10 protein-coding genes are annotated in these 16,781 nt (G+C 66.7%); 6 read left to right on the top strand and 4 right to left on the bottom strand.

Going from position 1 to position 16,781, the window contains the following annotated elements; translation table 11 throughout:
- The 3 genes from B447_RS20250 to B447_RS20240 all read left to right on the top strand — a co-directional run.
- Positions 1-2,041: TonB-dependent receptor plug domain-containing protein (locus B447_RS20250; RefSeq protein ID WP_002945258.1), on the top strand; the 2,041-nt coding region annotated here is incomplete at its 5' end.
- Between the two features lie 9 nt (positions 2,042-2,050).
- The gene (locus tag B447_RS20245) at positions 2,051-2,626 is read left to right on the top strand and encodes a YfiR family protein (protein WP_002945256.1); all 576 of its coding nucleotides are present in this window, start codon (positions 2,051-2,053) and stop codon (positions 2,624-2,626) included.
- Positions 2,623-5,391 (top strand): hybrid sensor histidine kinase/response regulator, encoded by a 2,769-nt coding sequence (locus tag B447_RS20240; protein WP_232431687.1) that lies wholly within the window; start codon positions 2,623-2,625, stop codon positions 5,389-5,391. The genes B447_RS20245 and B447_RS20240 overlap by 4 nt, the downstream gene beginning before the upstream one ends.
- A gap of 18 nt (positions 5,392-5,409) precedes the next feature.
- Here the strand turns inward: B447_RS20240 and B447_RS20235 are convergent, their stop codons facing one another.
- Both B447_RS20235 and B447_RS20230 read right to left on the bottom strand, forming a co-directional pair.
- Positions 5,410-5,928 (bottom strand): YfiR family protein, encoded by a 519-nt coding sequence (locus B447_RS20235; RefSeq protein ID WP_002932611.1) that lies wholly within the window; start codon positions 5,926-5,928, stop codon positions 5,410-5,412.
- Complete coding sequence (locus B447_RS20230) at positions 5,925-7,973, bottom strand: TonB-dependent receptor plug domain-containing protein (RefSeq protein ID WP_002945249.1); 2,049 nt, start codon at positions 7,971-7,973, stop codon at positions 5,925-5,927. Before B447_RS20230 ends, B447_RS20235 begins: the two co-directional genes overlap by 4 nt.
- A 93-nt stretch (positions 7,974-8,066) precedes the next feature.
- On the opposite strand from B447_RS20230, the gene B447_RS20225 reads away from it, so the two are divergent.
- Positions 8,067-9,968, top strand: coding sequence for a GGDEF domain-containing response regulator (locus B447_RS20225; protein WP_002945246.1), 1,902 nt, complete (start codon positions 8,067-8,069; stop codon positions 9,966-9,968).
- Here the strand turns inward: B447_RS20225 and B447_RS20220 are convergent.
- Positions 9,934-12,243, bottom strand: coding sequence for a putative bifunctional diguanylate cyclase/phosphodiesterase (locus B447_RS20220; RefSeq protein WP_002945243.1), 2,310 nt, complete (start codon positions 12,241-12,243; stop codon positions 9,934-9,936). The genes B447_RS20225 and B447_RS20220 overlap by 35 nt on opposite strands.
- Positions 12,244-12,403: 160 nt before the next feature.
- On the opposite strand from B447_RS20220, the gene B447_RS20215 reads away from it, so the two are divergent.
- Positions 12,404-14,296, top strand: coding sequence for a diguanylate cyclase (locus tag B447_RS20215; RefSeq protein ID WP_002945241.1), 1,893 nt, complete (start codon positions 12,404-12,406; stop codon positions 14,294-14,296).
- A 21-nt stretch (positions 14,297-14,317) separates the two neighbouring features.
- On the opposite strand, the gene B447_RS20210 is transcribed toward B447_RS20215, so the two are convergent.
- Complete coding sequence (locus B447_RS20210) at positions 14,318-15,838, bottom strand: helicase HerA-like C-terminal domain-containing protein (RefSeq protein ID WP_002945238.1); 1,521 nt, start codon at positions 15,836-15,838, stop codon at positions 14,318-14,320.
- Positions 15,839-15,968: 130 nt separating this feature from the next.
- Here B447_RS20210 and B447_RS20205 point away from each other — a divergent pair, with 130 nt between their 5' ends.
- A complete protein-coding gene (locus B447_RS20205) occupies positions 15,969-16,694 on the top strand; it encodes a YebC/PmpR family DNA-binding transcriptional regulator (protein WP_002945236.1) in 726 nt (241 codons plus the stop codon).
- Positions 16,695-16,781 lie beyond the last annotated feature (87 nt).

Here is a 16,781-nt window from a genome sequence, read left to right as displayed (position 1 = left end):
CCAGCGCACCCGCGCGACAACCCAGCGCGGGTGCGCTGGGGCGCCCGCGCCGGGCAGCAGGCTGCGCCGCGCGCTGCTGCTTGCGGTATTGGCGTCGGCCGCAGCCCGTCTCGATGCGCGTGATCTCGAGGAACTGCTCACGACGCCGGTGCCACGCCCGAGCCCGTTCGAGGTGATCAAGGCCGAACCTGTGGTCGGCGCAGCGAAGTACGAGCAGCGCCAGAGCGAGGTTGCCGCAGCGGCAACGGTGATCAGCCGCGAAGAGATCCGCAGCTTCGGCTGGCGCACCCTGGACGAGGCGCTCGCGACCCTGCCTGGTGTATTCAAGACCTACGACCGCCAGTACAGCTACCTCGGCGTGCGCGGCTTCGGCCTGCCCGGCGACTACATGACGCGTGTGCTGCTCACCATCGACGGTGTGCGCGCCAACGAGCCGCTGTATGACAGCGCCCCCCTGGGCAGGACCTTTCCGCTCGACCTCGATCTGGTCGAGCGCATCGAATTCATCCCCGGGCCCGGTGGCGCCCTCTACGGGCAGAATGCGATGTTTGGCGTCATCAACGTCGTCACCCGCAAGGGGGCGGGGCTCGACGGCGGCGAACTGGCGCTCTCGCTGCAGTCTCCTCGAACCACTCGTGAGGGCCGCGTGAGTTGGGGCAAGCGCCTGGACAACGGCGTCGACCTGCTGATCTCGGCCTCGGCCCTGCGCTCGGACGGCGAAGACCTGACCCTCGCCTTCGGCGACGGCGAACGGGGCGTCGCGCGCGGACTGGACGGCGAGCGCGACGACGAGTTCCTGTTCAAGGCCAGCCGCGGCCCGTGGTCGTTCGCCCTCATGCATGGCGACCGCCTCAAGGACGACGCGGTCGCCACCTACGGCACCGACCGCTTCTCACCCGGCAGCTTCCAGCGCGACCGGACGACGTTTGCCAATCTCGACTATCGCGACACCTTGTCGGCCACCCTGTCGATCTCGGCGCGCCTGTTCGCCGGCAGCCACCGCTACGACAGCACCCTGATCTATTCCGGTCAGCCCTATGGCTATCCGGGCCTGGCCGACTGGCAAGGCACCGAAGTCCAGCTGCTGTCGACCGCGTTCGCCGCACACACGCTGATGCTGGGGCTGGACTACCAGCGCAACGGCCGTATCGAACAGCACGTCGTCGATCTCTCCGACACATCCTCCGCAAGCAACTGGCGTGACCGTCGCAAGGGCTACAGGCTTGGGCTCTACGCCCAGGACGACTGGCAGATCGGCGAAGACGTGACGCTGACCCTCGGTCTGCGCATGGATCGCAACGACCGCATCGGCACTCGCCTGAGCCCGCGCGCCGGCCTGATCTGGCACACTGCGCCGCGGACCACGCTGAAGCTGCTCTACGGCCGTGCCCACCGCGCACCGAACGCCTACCAGAGCTACTACGCTGACGGCGACTACATGGAAGCAAATCCGGACCTCGGCGGCGAAACGGTCGACACCGTCGAGTTGTCGATCGACCACCGCATCGGTCGCGAACTGCATCTGCGCGCCTCGCTCTACCAATGGCAGGTCGATGACCTCATCGCACTGAACGAGGGCCAGGACGGCATCGTCCAGTACCGGAGTGCAGGCAAGCTCCGCAGCCGCGGCCTGGAGCTCTCCGCCGAGCAGGCGTGGCACAACGGCGCCCGCATGCGCGGCAGCGTCTCGGCGCAGAACACCGTCGACGCCGACGGCGCCTGGGTGCAGAACTCGCCACGCGTTCTCGGCCGCGTCAACCTCTCCAGTCCCTTGCCCCGCACCCGCCTGCGCACTGGCGTGGAACTCGCCTATGACGGCATGCGCCGCACCGCCAACGGTGAAACGGTCCCGGCACACTGGCTGGCCAACCTGCATGTCGTCGCCGAGCGCTGGATTCCTGGTGCCGAGTTGTCGCTGAGCGTGCTCAACCTCTTCGACAAGGACTATGCCCACCCCGGTGCAGGTGAGCGCACTCATCAGATGCATGCCATCGGCCAGGATGGCCGCAGCATCAGGCTGCGTCTCGACTACCGCTTCTGACCCGCGCACATGGGCTCACGACACCACGCCTTCAAGACCCTCCGTGCCGGTGCGAGTCGCGCACTCGCGGGCCTGCTGTGCGGGATCTCGCTGGCGGTGCTGCCCGCAGCCGCAGGCTTCGCCCAGGCGCCGGAAGGAGACGACGAGTACAGCCTCAAAGCCGCCTTCCTGATCAACTTCGCCAGCTTCGCTACCTGGCCGGACAGCCATCGTCCGGCACTCCATCTTTGCATCTACGGTGAGGATCCGTTCGGTGCACACCTCGATGCGCTCGAACAGCGCACCGTCGGCACCCGCCCACTGCAGATCCGCCGCACCTTGCGGGTCGACGGCCTGGGCGACTGCGACATGGTGTTCATCACCCGCTCGATGATCGGCAACCTGAATCGCGTGCAGGACCGGATCGATGGCCTTCCCGTGCTCACGATCGCCGACAGCCCGGGCGCGATGCAGAAGGGCGTCATGCTCAACATCGAAACCCTGGGCAACCGCATTGGTTTTTCCGTCAACCTTGCCGCAGCGCGCAACCACGGCGTGGGGCTGAGCGCCCGACTGCTCAAGCTCGCATCCGAGATCCAGCAATGAACCTGCAGTCTCCCTCCCCTGACCATGAGCAGCGCATGACGCTCGGCGAGAAACTGCGCCGCGTCAGCCAGCGCGCGCTGGGCGCTGCCGTGGCCCTGCTGGCCGTGCTGATCACGCTCGGCGGCCTGGTGATCAGCGCACTCGCACTCGAGAGCAACACCCGCGTGATGGCACGCGTGCTCGCCGACAACGCCGCCGCAAGCCTGATGTTCCTCGACAACGCCTCGGCTGGCCGCATTCTTACCGCGCTGGAGCACCTGCCCGACGTGCGCGGCGCGGCCATCTTCGACGTCGACGGCGCAGAGTTCGCCCGCTTCGGCGAGTTCACCGCCCAGGGCCGCAAGGCGTACAGCCTGGCCGCCGAGCAGGCGCGTTTCGATCTCGGCACGCTGCGCATGACCCAGCCGATCATCGAGAACGGCAACGTCCTGGGCGTGCTCGACCTCGACCTCGACCTGCGCACGCTCTACATCCAGGTCTTCGCCCATGGGTCGATCGCCGCGCTGGCCGCCGCGCTTGCGCTGCTGCTCGCCACCCGCACCCTCAGGCGGCTGAACCATGCGGTGCTGCAACCGCTGTCGTCACTGTCGTCACTGATGGACAAGGTCGCACACGACGAGGACTACAGCGCACGCGCAGCCCCAAGCAGCGTCATCGAACTCGACTCGCTGGCCGCCGGCTTCAATCGCATGCTCGGCCAGATCGCCGAGCGCGATGCGCGCCTGGCCGCCCACCGGGAGCAACTCGAGGACGAGGTCGCCAGCCGCACCGAAGAACTGCGCCGGGCCAAGGAGGCGGCAGAAGCGGCCAGCCAGGCCAAGAGCGACTTCCTGGCGACGATGAGCCACGAAATCCGTACGCCGATGAACGGTGTGCTGGGCATGACCGAACTGCTGCTCGACAGCGGACTGAACCAGGAGCAGCGTCATTTCGCGGAGGCGGTGGAGCACTCCGGCCGCCACCTCCTTGGCATCATCAACGACATCCTCGATTTCTCCAAGATCGAAGCTGGCCATCTCGAGCTCGAGGCGGTGGAGTTCGAGCTCGGAGATCTGCTCGAGGGCACGCTGGCGATGTTTGCCCAGCCCGCCGAGAAGAAGGGCCTGGAGCTGGTCGCCGACCTGCCAGCCGAGGTCCGCCGCGGCCTGCGCGGCGACCCCTTCCGCTTGCGCCAGGTCATCGGCAACCTGATCAGCAACGCGGTCAAGTTCACCGCCCGCGGCGAGGTCGTCGTGCGTGCCCGCCTGCTCGACGAGAGCGAGCATGACTGCCACTTGCGCATCAGCGTCGAGGACACGGGGATCGGCATCCCGGTCGATGCCCAACAGCGCATCTTCGACCAGTTCTCACAGCTCGACGGCTCCACCACGCGCCAGTTTGGCGGCACCGGGCTGGGCCTGGCGATCTGCCGCCGCCTGCTCGGATTGATGCACGGCGAGATCAGTCTCGACAGCGCGCCACACGAGGGCGCACGCTTCCACGTCGACCTTGTCCTGCCCAAGGGCCTCAGCAGCCCGGCGTCACTGCGCAGCAGCGTCGAGCTCGCCGGAATCCGCGCACTGGTGGTGGACGACAACGCCACCAACCGCGAGATCCTGCTGCGCCAGCTGCGGGCCTGGGGCATGCAGGTCGACTGCGCGGCGGATGGCGATGCTGCGCTCGAGTTGCTCGCACGCACGGCGGCGGCGGGCGAACAGGTCGACATCGCGGTACTGGACATGCACATGCCACGCATGGATGGCCTGAGGCTTGCGACCGAGATCCGCAACACGCCGGCGCTTGCCGCCATCCGCCTGGTGGTGCTGACCTCGAGCTACTCCAGCGCGAGCGTGCGCGAACGTGAGCGCGCCGGCATCCTGCGCTGCGTGCACAAGCCGATCCGCCAGGCCGAGCTGCACGAGGTACTGTCGAGCGCACTGCGCGCACCTGGCCAGCAGGCCGCCACCAGGATACAGGCCGACGCCGCGGCGGCGTCACTTGCCGGGCGCGTGCTGCTGGCGGAGGACAACCCGGTCAACCGCCATGTCGGGCAGGCCATGCTCGAACGCCTCGGCCTGTCGGTGTGCTTCGCCGAGAACGGCGAGGAGGCCTTGCGCCTTGCATCGAGGGAAGACTTCGATCTCATCCTGATGGATTGCCACATGCCGGTGATGGATGGCTACGAGGCCAGCGCAGCAATTCGCGCGCAACGCCGCCAGCCGCGCGTACCGATCGTGGCCCTGACGGCAAACGTGATGGAAGGTAACCGCGAGCGCTGCATTGCCGCCGGCATGGACGATTTCCTGGCCAAGCCCTACGCGCTGGAGCAACTGCGGGCCATGCTCAAGCGCTGGCTGGCGGCGCCATCGGCCGGCACGCTCCCCTCAGCCCCGCCCGTTGCAGTTCCGAGCGATCCTGAAAGCGCGCAGGCGGTGATCGATCCTGCCTTCATCGAGCAGTTCCGCGCCCTCGATCCGAACGGTGGCATGACGCTGGTCCAGCGCATCCTCGGTGTCTTCCTCGAAAGCAGCAACCCGCTGCTCGCGGCGCTCGAGCAAGCCGTTGAAGCAGGCGACGGCGCGGGGCTGCGCCAAGCCGCACACAGCCTCAAGTCGAGTTCGGGGAATATCGGAGCAAGATCCCTTGCCGCGCTGTTCAAGGAGTTCGAGATGATGGGCAAGAACGGGCGCGCGGAGGAGGCGCACGCAAGGCTCGACGAACTACGCCACGAGTACGCCCGCACGCTCGACGGAATCCGCAGGCTGCAGCAGACGCTTGGCCATTGAACCGAACGCCTGCCCTGTTCAATCGGTAGGAAGGCGCACCTTACGAGCCAGATCGAGCAAGGCGGCACCCGGTTTGAGACCGGCGCGCCGGCAGCGCTCGACATCGACCTCGAAGGCCAGCCGGCTGCCCTCGGGAACGATGCGGATCGCGACGTCCTGCAGCGACGGCGCATCACTGACCGTCAGCACCGGCGCGTCGCCCAGCGCGTCGACGATGCGAGACAGGTTGGCCTGTTCGCCGGCGCCAACGAAGAGCACATCGCAATCGCGGATCGCCGACAGCGCCGCGAGCGGCACCGCCGACACCACGCGTCCATGCAGGACCTTGCCCTCGAGTCGCCGCATCGCAAGCGCAAGCTCATCGTCGCCAAGAACACAGAGATTGAAGCTTGTCCGCGCCGACGCGGGCCACTGCGTAAGCGCAGCAAAGTTGTAGGCGTAGGTCGCCTTGAGCTCATGCTCGGGAACGGCCTGGCCCCGCGCCCCCGACACGGCGGAGACGACCAGCAGCAGGCAGGCGAGCGCGCGCAACCTCATAGCGCGTAGCCGAGTTCCAGCCACAGGCTGCGGCCATCCATGCGCAGACTGTCCTGCGCCACGCCGCTGTCGGGCCGCCAGCCGAGGCCGGAAACCGTCTCATAGCGGCGGTCAAACAGGTTGCGTACGCTCAGGGACGCGAATACGCCATGCCAGGCCTGTTCGGTGGAAAGCGTCAGGTTCGCGAGCGTGACGCCACCGAGCATGCGCCGCTCGCGCGTCAGGCGTGGACCGAGATACTGCATCTCGAAACCGGTGCGCAGCGCTTCGTCCGGCAGCAGAAAGGTGAAATTGAGCTTGCCGAGCAGGTCGGGCGAATTGACCGCATCGCGCCCATCGACGTCGCGCACATGCTGTCGGGCAAGGCTGGCGCGCAGGCGGGCTCCTCGCGCCCACAGGTGCTCGATCTCGACTTCGGCGCCGCGCGCCCGGCTGCTGCCTTCAGCAACGTAGTCATCGACCGCTGCGCTATACACCGGCAGATCGCTCCGCCGATAGTGGTACAGGGAGCCGGTCACGCGGGTTTGCGGCGACAGCTGGTGCTGCAGCACCCACTCGGTGGCGGCGACGTACTCGGGCACGGCGGTGTCACCGGATGTCCAGCGATCGTTCGCATTGGGCATCTTGAAGGCCTCGCTGTAGGAAACCTTCACCGACGTGCGCGCGTCGGGGGACCAGATCAGCGCCACACGCGGACTGAGATTGCCGTCGAGATCGTCGGCGTCGTCATAGCGTGCGCCGATGTTCAAGGTCCAGTGCTCACTCCAGCGATAGTCGTCCGCGAAGTAGACACTCGCCGTCCGGCGCGACAGCGCGCCCTCGTTCTGGCTCAGCACCTCGCGGCTCGGTGACAGGTAGCGCACGCTGAAGGCCTGGCGGTGGTCCTTGCGCAGCTCCGCCCCGAAAACCAGGGTGTGCCCGGCGAACCAGCGCCCGACGAACTTCTGGTCGAAGCGCCACCAAGCGCCCTTGTAGTCGCGGACACCGAATTTCTCGCCGTCGAAGTAGCCATAGGGCACACCGGCAGCATCGTTCTCGCACGACACGATCCGCGGCTCGTCCTCTGCACACTCTTCCCTCGCATACTCGCGTTCGTTCCAGTACGCGTAGCGGCCCAGCATCAGACTGGACGACGAATGCAGCCGCAGGCCCAGATCGGTCTCGTGGCGCACGCCTATGAACGCGCTCTCGTCCCGGATCGGGAAGGGGGTGTTGAACGCGGTGTACTGCGAGGGGTTCGTCGGCACGCCCTTGCTGCGCTCGACCCATGCCCCGTGCACCGTCCACCCGGACCACGACAGCTTGCCGAACACCCTTTGGTTGCGCTCGCCGTCGCGGCCCTCGGCGACGCCGCGGTTGGTGGCGGGGGTGTCGTAGGCGGGGAAGTAGAGATTGCGGCCGTCGATGTCGAGCATCGACGCCGAGAGCAGGACCTCCGCACCGCTCTCGAGCCGCTTGCCCCAGGTGGCGCGCTGACCGCTGGCGCCCTGGCTGGAGAACTGGGCGGACACCCGCGCGCCGTCAAAGTCACGCCCCTTTCGCGTCACCACATTGATGATGCCAAGCAGTGCGTTGTTGCCGTAGGTGACCGATCCGGTCCCCGGCACATACTCCACGCGCTCGACCAGTTCGAGGTCGATCAGGCCTGACTCATCGATGAAGGCCTGGTCGAAGAGATTGTCCTGGACCGCATAGCCATCGACCAGCAGCATCACGCGCCCCGCGTAGTCCTCGGCATCGCCGAAGCCCCGGCCACCCATGTACTGATAGCGACGCTCATCGGTAACATAAAGGCCGCGCATGCTGGCAATGACCTCGGCCAGCGTACGATAGCCGTAGGCGCGGATGTCATCTGCGGTGACGATCGCCACCGCGGACGGCGCATCGCTCACCTGGCGTGCAAGCCGCGAGGCGGAGATGAAGTCGCGCTGCAACAGCGCCTCGAGCGGCAGCGCGGTCAGGTCTTGCGCTGCCGCAGCCCCCCCGGATGCCGCGAACAGGATGCCGAATCCGGCCAAACAGACCTTCAGACGGCGGAAGATCACGGTCGCAGCGGCTCCTCTCTTCGAATTTGCATAATGCACACCCTTTGAATCAGGTATTTTATCAGCCTCTGCAAGGGCCCAAGCTCGCTGACGATGAAGAAGCTCGAACAAATTCCGCTGGATGGTGATCTGCCCAGCCCGAAAGGCGTAGCGCTGGCCATTCTCGACCTGTGCCGCCGGGAAGACGCGACCTTCACCGACCTGGCGCAGCTTGCCCAGACCGACCCCGCGCTCGCAGGCAGGCTGCTGCGCCAGGCCAACTCCGCGGCAATGGGTGGCGGGCGCCCGGTGGCGTCGGTACTCGAGGCGATCCGCCGCCTCGGCCTGGGCACCGTGCGTAACCTGGCACTGGGCTTTTCACTCGTCGACCAGCATCAGAATGGCCCCTGCCAGGGTTTCGACTACCAGTCGTTCTGGTCACACTCCTTGTTGATGGCAATCGCCGTCCAGCAATTCGGAACGACGATGAACCTCGGGTCGGGCGAAGAACTGTTCGCCTGCGGGCTGCTTGCACAGGTCGGCCGCCTCGGGCTGGCCACGGTATACCCGGCCGCCTATGGTCGCCTGCTGCAGGATACCGACGCACACAGCCCGCTCGTCGAGCGTGAACGCGAGCACCTGCACACCGACCACAACGAACTGACCGCAGCCCTGCTGACCGCATGGGGCATCCCCGGCGCACTGGTGGAACCGATCTACCACCACGAAGCCCCCGAAGCCTCCGGTTTCCTGGCCGGCTCGAGACCGCAGCAACTGGCCAACGTCTTCCACTTCGCCCGCTGCATCGCCGACCTCGGCCTCGCACCGGAAAGCGAATACGGTAATCGCAGCGCCGCGCTGCTGCTGCTCGGCGGCAAGCTGGGCCTGGATGCCGATGCGCTGGACCACGCGATCAACGAGCTGATGCCGCGCTGGCGCGAGTGGGGCAACCTGCTCAAGGTCCCGGCGGCAGCGCTGCCCACCTTCGCCCAGATGTCCGCCGCAGACGCGCGCCGCCCCGAACTGTCCGGCACCCCCGCTGCCCTGCGCGTGCTGCTGGTGGATGACGATGCCACCTCGCGCTGCATCCTTGAGAGCGTGCTCCGCGACGTGCTGGGGCATACGGTCATCAGTGCCGAAACAGGTGCGGAGGCACTCGCAGTCGCGGTAGACGCGCAGCCCCACATCGTCATCACCGACTGGATGATGCCTGGCATGAGCGGCCTCGAACTCACGCGCGCGCTGCGCGCCACCGAGTGGGGGCAGACGATGTACCTCATCATGCTCACCGGACTGGACGCCGAAGACGAGATCGCCGAGGCCTTCGAAGCCGGCGTGGACGACTTCCTGACCAAGCCGGTCAATGTGCGCACCCTGCGCGCCCGGCTGCGGGCCGCGGGCCACTACGTGCAGCTGCTCGAGGCCTGGGAGCGCGACCGCGCACAGCTCAAGCAGTTTGCCGCCGAGCTCGCGATCAGCAATCGTCGTCTCGAGCACACGGCCATGACCGACCTGCTCACCGGCCTGCCCAACCGGCGTGCCGGCACGGACGCGCTCGCCAAGGCCTGGCCGGCGGCCAGCCGCTCCCAGCAGCCGCTCTCGGTGCTGGTGCTCGACATCGACTATTTCAAGCGCATCAACGACACCCACGGCCATGCAGTCGGCGACAAGGTTCTGGTCGCGGTCGCCCAGGAGCTCCAGCGCGCGGCACGCAAGAACGACGCCGTATGCCGCTGGGGCGGAGAGGAGTTCCTGATGATCTGCGAGAACACCGACCTCAAGGCCGCACTGCTCGCAGCGGACCGGCTGCGGCGCACGGTCGAGTCGATGAAGATCGACGCGGGAGGGAGCCCAATTCGCACCTCGATCAGCATCGGCGTGGCCAGCCGCGAAGCGTCGATGATCGATGCCGACAGCCTGGTCAACGCCGCCGATCGCGCGCTCTATCGCGCCAAGGAGTCGGGGCGAAACCGCTCGTGCATCATCGTGCAGGGGCAGTTGCGCTGCCTGCCGTGAGTTGTGCAGCCTCAGACGGCAGCGACACCGCCGACGGCAGCATGGCCGGCGCGAACAGCCAGCCCTGGAAGCGTTGGCACCCCATGCCAACGAGCAGTTCGAACTGATCCTCGGTTTCCACACCCTCGGCGACGACCTCCAGCCCAAGCGTGATCGCCAGGGCATGGATGGTCGCGCAGATCTCACGGTCTCCGGCGTCGGTCGCAATGTCCCTGACGAAGGCCTTGTCGATCTTCAGTTCCGTGATCGGCAACAACTTGAGCTTGACCAGGGATGACTGCCCCGTACCGAAATCGTCCATCGACAACTTGAAGCCGGCGCGGGACAAGGCCTCGACGGACGGCAGCATGCGATCTTCCAGGAGCTGGGTCTCGGTCACCTCGAGGACGAGATCCGCGGCAGCGACGCCGGCTGCATGCACAATCTGGACGTAACGCTGCGCAATCTCCGCTTCGATGAGCTGGCGTGCCGATACGTTCACCGATACCGGCGGTACCCAGCGCCCCTGCGCACGCCAGGCAAGGATCTGCCTGCAGGTCGTCTCCAGCACCCACTCCCCGATCGCGACGATCAGGCCACTTTCCTCGGCGATGGGAATGAACTCGTCCGGCGGCACCGGCGCTCCGTCCACCGTCCAGCGCAGCAGCGCCTCCAACCCAACCAGATTGCGCAAGGCGTCGTACTGCGGTTGATAGACAACATGAAACTCGAGGTCCGGTCGCGCAAGGCGCAGCCTGTTGCGCAGCTCGAGCTTGCGCCGGGTGACCTCGGTATAGGCCTCGATATAGAAGCGATAGGTGCCACGCCCGGCGGACTTGGCTTCGTTGAGTGCCGAGTCGGCGTTGCGGATGAGCTCGACCGCATTGGCGGCATCGTCGGGATACAGGCTGATGCCGATGCTCGCGCCGACGATCTGTTGCGCCATGGCTGCATCTGCCCACGGACAGTCGACCCTATCGAGCAAGGCTTGAGCAAGGGCCGCGACATCGGTGCGCGAGTGCATCCGCTCGACCATCACCATGAATTCGTCGCCGCCCATGCGCGCCAGCGTTGCATCGCTGCGCAGGCAGGACTGCAGGCGCATCGCGGTCTCACGCAGCAGGCGGTCGCCGAAACGATGGCCGAAGGTGTCGTTGACCTGCTTGAAGTGGTCGAGATCGATGAGCAGCACCGCCACCTGCCCCCCACTCAGCGCCGCCTCGCGCAGGCTGTGTTCGAGACGATCCTCGAACAGGCGGCGATTGGGCAGTTCGGTCAGAGTGTCGAAATTGGCGAGTCGGTACATCTGCGCCTCGTTGCGCAGGATGGCGTTCTCAGCATTGCGCAGGCGTTCGAGAACACCGACCACCAGGGTCTGGCGCACGGTCGTCAGCGTGAGCGCCAACAGACAGCAGGCAAAGATGACGCGCTGGGCCACGCCGGCATCGTCCCCGCTGCGCAGGAACAGCAGCACCAGGCTCAACAGCGCAAGTGCCATGGCCGCCAAGGGCAGGTAGGCCATCGTACGCTCGCGCCAGCATTCGTCGTCGCGTAAGTCGGCCTCGATCCGGAAGCGACAAGCACCCAAACCGAAAAGCACCGCGGACAGGGTGAATGCGGCATTGAAAAGGCTGCCAGGCACCAACGCGTCCTCCAGTGCCAGAAGGTTCCAGTGCATCCAGCTCAGACCGTAGGTTGTCGTTCCCACAAGCACGAGCAGATGGAAGCGATCAGGCCTCAACTGCAAGGCGGGCACCACCAGCACCGCGAGTCCTGCAGCCAGCAGGAACAGGACAGGATAGAGTGCCAGCACGATCAGGCTGCCGAAGGCCAGGTCGGCCCCGGAAGGGAAGTAAAGGGTGAGTACGGCCGCCATGAGGGCACTCATGGCCCCCCCGATGTCGAGCAGCGACGGCAACAAGCGCTCGCGTGGCAAGCCCCTGACGAGCGCGGCCAACCAGCCTGCCGCCCACGCCACCGGCGCAAGCAGAAACACTGCATCCGCCGGCGCCGGGAATGGATTCCACCCCGACGCCACCTGCACCATCCAGACCAACTGCCCCGCGAAGATCATCAAGGCACCGGCGAACAGACCTATCCGCAAGGGTCGGTCGATGACCCTTGCGCCCGCCAGCCCCCGCCAGGCGAGCCATGCAGATCCACCAAAGGCAAACGTCCACTGCAGGTTGTCGAAGATGCTCGCCCACATGGCCGACGGTGCCAGCCGTGCGGCAACGACGAGCGCAGCCATCACGGCGACCCATCCAACGAAGACGCTGCCTCCCCGAACCGTCATCGGCCCCTCCAGCCCCACAACCCGCGGCCGTCAGGCCTGTGCTGCAATCCTACTCCAAGTCCTGCCCATCGCTGCTGCTGCCGGATCCGCGCTGCGCGCCTATCGGCGGATCGGTTATGCTGCGCGGTCTCCACGAACATCGCATCGCGTCAACCTCAAGATGAGAAAGCTCGAGCGCATTCCGCTGAACGGCAAACTCCCCAGCCCGAAGGGCGTAGCGCTCGCAATTCTCGACCTGTGCCGCAGCAGTGATGCCGACTTCAAGGACATCGCCCGCGTCGCCCAGACCGACCCCGCCCTGAGCGGCCGTCTCCTGCGCCAGGCAAACTCGGCGGCCAGTGGCGGACGTTCCGTTGCTTCGGTCACCGATGCGATCGCCCGCCTGGGCCTGGGCACCGTGCGCAACCTTGCGCTGGGCTTCTCACTCGTCGATCAACATCAGGACGGCCCCTGCCCCGGATTCGACTACGCAGGCTTCTGGTCCCACTCCCTGCTGATGGGCGTTGCGATGCAGGCCTTCGCGAGCGTGTCCAGCGGCGGCGCCGCAGACGAACTGTTCGCCTGCGGCCTGCTGGCACAAATCGGCCGGCTCGCCCTGGCGACGGCCCACCCACAGGAATACGGTGCACTGCTTGCCCACCCGGACGCTGCAAGCCGGCTCGTGGAACTGGAGCGCGAGCACCTGCACACCGACCACACCGAGCTCTCCGCTGCAATGCTCGCCGACTGGGGCCTGCCGATGGCCCTGGTCGAGCCGATCTACTACCACGAATCACCCGACGACTCGGGCTTCGCCCCCGGCTCCAGGCCGCATCAACTGGTGCACCTGTTCCATCTCGCACGCTGTGTCGCCAACCTTGGAACCGCCTCGGAACACGAGCGGGGCGAGCAGATCCCCGGTTTGCTGCTGCTGGGCAGCAAGTTCGGCCTCGATGCCGACGAGATGGGGCGCACCATCGACAGCCTGATGCAACGCTGGCGCGAATGGGGCGAGCTGCTCAAGGTATCGACCGCTGCGCCGCCCGCCTTCGCGCTGATGACGGACGCCCAGGCAAAGCGCGGAACCAACGAATATGCAATGCGCGTGCTGCTGGTCGAGGATGACGCCACCACACGGACAGCCCTGCACGCAGCACTGGAGAAGAACCTGGGGCATCAGGTCACGTGCGCGTCGAATGGTCGCGAAGCGCTCGCGCTCGCACTCGAGACCATGCCTCAGGTTGTCCTGACCGACTGGCAGATGCCGGGGCTGAACGGGCTGGAGCTGTGCCGGGCACTTCGCGCATCGGAGTGGGGGCGGACGATGTACATCGTGATGCTCACGGCCAGCAGCAACGAGCAGGAGGTCATGGAGGCCTTCGAGGGTGGCGTCGACGACTTCCTCGCCAAGCCGGTAGACATGCTCATGCTGCGCGCGCGCCTGTTCGCCGCCCGCCACCACAACCAGCTACTGGAAGACTGGGACCGGGACCGCGCCAAGCTGAAGCAGTTCGCCGCCGAACTCGCGATCAGCAACCGCAGGCTCGCCCATGCGGCAATGACCGACCTGCTGACCGGCCTGCCGAACCGGCGCGCGGGCATGAACAGCCTGTCCAAGGCATGGGCGGCAACCGACCGCTCGGGTGAAGCACTGGCCGTGCTGGTGCTGGACATCGACCACTTCAAGACGATCAACGACACCTATGGCCACGCCATCGGTGACACGACCCTGCGTCAGGTAGCCCAGGCGATCGAGCGCTCGGCGCGCAAGAACGACAGCGTCTGCCGCATGGGCGGCGAAGAATTCCTGGTCATCTGCCCCAACACCGACATCAAGGCAGGCCTGCTCGCTGCCGAGCGCCTTCGCCGCGTGATCGAGAACCTGCGCATCGATACGGGAAAGAGCATGATCAGTGTCACCGTCAGCATCGGCGTGGCCGCGCGCGAGCCGAAGATGACCGACACCGACAGCCTGGTCAACGCAGCGGACCGCGCCCTCTACACGGCCAAGCACTCGGGGCGCAACCTGAGCTGCGTCTGGGTCAACGGCAAGCAGCGCTGCGGCCCCTGGTAGGACCCGGCCACTTGGGCCAGTTCAGCGCTTGCCGCCGCCCAGCAGCGAACCCAGCAGCCCGCGCACGATCTGGCGGCCAATCGAACTGCCGATGGTGCGGGTGACCGTCTTCGCGGCGATCTGCACCAGGCCGTCGCGCTGCCCACCGCGCGGTCCGGTAGAGCCGAACAGGATCTCATTCATGCCTCCCCCCGACCCGGACGCCGCCTGCTGGCGCGCTGCAGCCTGCTGCTCGGCCGCTGCTGCCGACGCCGCCGCCTGCGCGCGCAGCATCTCGTAGGCGGACTCGCGGTCCACCACCTGCTCGTAGTGGCCATGAACCACCGAGCCGGTGATCGCCGCGCGCCGCTCGGCCTCGGTCAGCGGCCCCAGGCGCGAGTCGGGCGCGATCACGAAGCAGCGCTCGGTGACCTCGGGGCGACCCTTGTCGTCGAGGAAAGACACCAGTGCCTCGCCCACGCCGAGCTCGGTGATCGCCTGCGCCGCGTTGAAGGCAGGGTTCGGCCGCATGGTGTCGGCAGCGGTCCTGACCGCCTTCTGGTCGCGCGGAGTGAACGCGCGCAGGGCGTGCTGCACGCGGTTGCCGAGCTGGCCGAGCACGGTCTCCGGCACGTCGAGCGGGTTCTGGGTGACGAAATACACGCCCACGCCCTTCGAGCGGATCAGGCGCACCACCTGCTCGATCTTCTCGACCAGCGCCTTGGGCGCATCGTTGAACAGCAGATGGGCCTCGTCGAAGAAAAACACCAGCTTGGGCTTGTCGGGGTCGCCGATCTCCGGCAACTGCTCGAAGAGCTCGGAGAGCATCCACAGCAGGAAGGTCGAGTAGAGCTTGGGCGAGTTGTAGAGCCGGTCGGCGGCCAGCACGTTGATCACGCCACGGCCCTCGGCATCTGTCTGCATCAGGTCGTGGATGTCGAGCATCGGCTCACCGAAGAATACGTCGCCGCCCTGCTGCTCGAGCGCGAGCAGATTGCGCTGGATGGCGCCGATCGAGGCCGGGGAGATGTTGCCGTATTCGGTGGTGAAGCTCTTCGCATTCTCGCCCACGAACTGCACCATCGCGCGCAGGTCCTTGAGGTCGAGCAGCAGCATGCCGTTGTCGTCGGCGATCTTGAACACCAGCGTCAGGACGCCGGTCTGGATGTCGTTGAGATTGAGCAGGCGGGCGATGAGCAGCGGGCCCATGTCGGAGATGGTGGCGCGCACCGGGTGGCCCTGCTCGCCGAACACGTCCCAGAACACCGCGGTGTTCGCACGTGGCGCATATTCGGTGATGCCGATCGCCTCCAGGCGCTGCAGCAGCTTGGGCGCCGCAGTGCCGGCCGCGCCGATACCCGAAAGGTCGCCCTTCACGTCGGCCATGAATACCGGCACGCCGATGCCGGCGAAGGCTTCGGCGAGCTTCTGCAGCGTCACTGTCTTGCCGGTGCCGGTGGCGCCGGTGATCAGGCCATGGCGGTTGGCCAGCCGCGGCAGCAGCAGGATGTCCTTGAATGCGGCGTCCTGGGGCGATCGGGCAATCAGCATCGGTTCGGCCATGGCATGCTCCTCGGGTCGGAATCGGTCGATCGCAAAAGTGTAGCAGCGCCAGCGTGGCCACGGCCCGCCCGCGTGGCCCGGCGGTATAATGCGCCCCTCTTCAATCGCAGATGCAGCACAGAGGTTTTCTATGGCGGGTCATTCCAAGTGGGCCAACATCCAGCACCGCAAGGGTCGTCAGGACGAGAAGCGCGGTGCGGCGTTCTCCAAGCTGGCCAAGGAGATCACCGTTGCCGCCAAGATGGGCGGGGGTGACCCAGGCTTCAACCCGCGCCTGCGCCTGGCGGTGGACAAGGCCAAGGGCGTGAACATGCCCAAGGACAAGATCGACAACGCGATCAAGAAGGGCACCGGCGAACTCGAGGGCGTGAGCTACGAGGAGATCCGCTACGAGGGCTACGGCATCGGCGGCTCGGCGGTGATGGTCGATTGCCTTACCGACAACAAGACCCGCACCGTCGCCGACGTGCGCCACGCCTTCTCCAAGTACGGTGGCAACATGGGTACCGACGGCTGCGTGGCCTTCCAGTTCAAGCATTGCGGCCAGCTGCTGTTCGCCCCCGGCACCAGCGAGGACGCGCTGATGGAAGCCGCGCTCGAGGCCGGTGCAGAGGACGTGCAGACCAACGACGACGGCTCGATCGAGGTGATCACCGGCCCCTGGGAGTTCACCAGCGTCAAGGAGGCGCTGGAGAAGGCCGGCTTTACCGCCGAGTTCGGCGAGGTGACGATGAAACCCGAAAACGTGATCGAACTCGCCGGCGACGAGGCTTCGCGCATGCAGAAGCTCCTCGACGCACTCGAAGGCCTGGACGACGTGCAGGAGGTGTATACCTCCGCCGAGTTCGCCGAGTAAGCGCGGGGGCTGCGCCCTGCCCTGAAGGCTCGCGGCTTGCGCCGCTCCCACGGAGTGACCGGCATCACAGTGGGAGCGGCGCAAGCC

Origin of the sequence: Thauera sp. 27 (assembly GCF_000310125.2) — a bacterium.
Classification (GTDB): domain Bacteria; phylum Pseudomonadota; class Gammaproteobacteria; order Burkholderiales; family Rhodocyclaceae; genus Thauera; species Thauera mechernichensis.
The sequence above is the reverse complement of the archived record's forward strand: the minus strand, read 5'-3'. Positions and strand labels throughout refer to the sequence as shown.

What these genes read in the sequence shown, in the direction of transcription:
- B447_RS20205 (WP_002945236.1), top strand. Translation starts at nt 15,969, where the DNA reads ATGGCGGGTCATTCCAAGTGGGCCAACATCCAGCACCGCAAGGGTCGT.
- B447_RS20245 (WP_002945256.1), top strand. Translation starts at nt 2,051, where the DNA reads ATGGGCTCACGACACCACGCCTTCAAGACCCTCCGTGCCGGTGCGAGT.
- B447_RS20240 (WP_232431687.1), top strand. Translation starts at nt 2,623, where the DNA reads ATGAACCTGCAGTCTCCCTCCCCTGACCATGAGCAGCGCATGACGCTC.
- B447_RS20215 (WP_002945241.1), top strand. Translation starts at nt 12,404, where the DNA reads ATGAGAAAGCTCGAGCGCATTCCGCTGAACGGCAAACTCCCCAGCCCG.
- B447_RS20235 (WP_002932611.1), bottom strand. Translation starts at nt 5,928, where the DNA reads ATGAGGTTGCGCGCGCTCGCCTGCCTGCTGCTGGTCGTCTCCGCCGTG.
- B447_RS20225 (WP_002945246.1), top strand. Translation starts at nt 8,067, where the DNA reads ATGAAGAAGCTCGAACAAATTCCGCTGGATGGTGATCTGCCCAGCCCG.
- B447_RS20210 (WP_002945238.1), bottom strand. Translation starts at nt 15,838, where the DNA reads ATGGCCGAACCGATGCTGATTGCCCGATCGCCCCAGGACGCCGCATTC.
- B447_RS20220 (WP_002945243.1), bottom strand. Translation starts at nt 12,243, where the DNA reads ATGACGGTTCGGGGAGGCAGCGTCTTCGTTGGATGGGTCGCCGTGATG.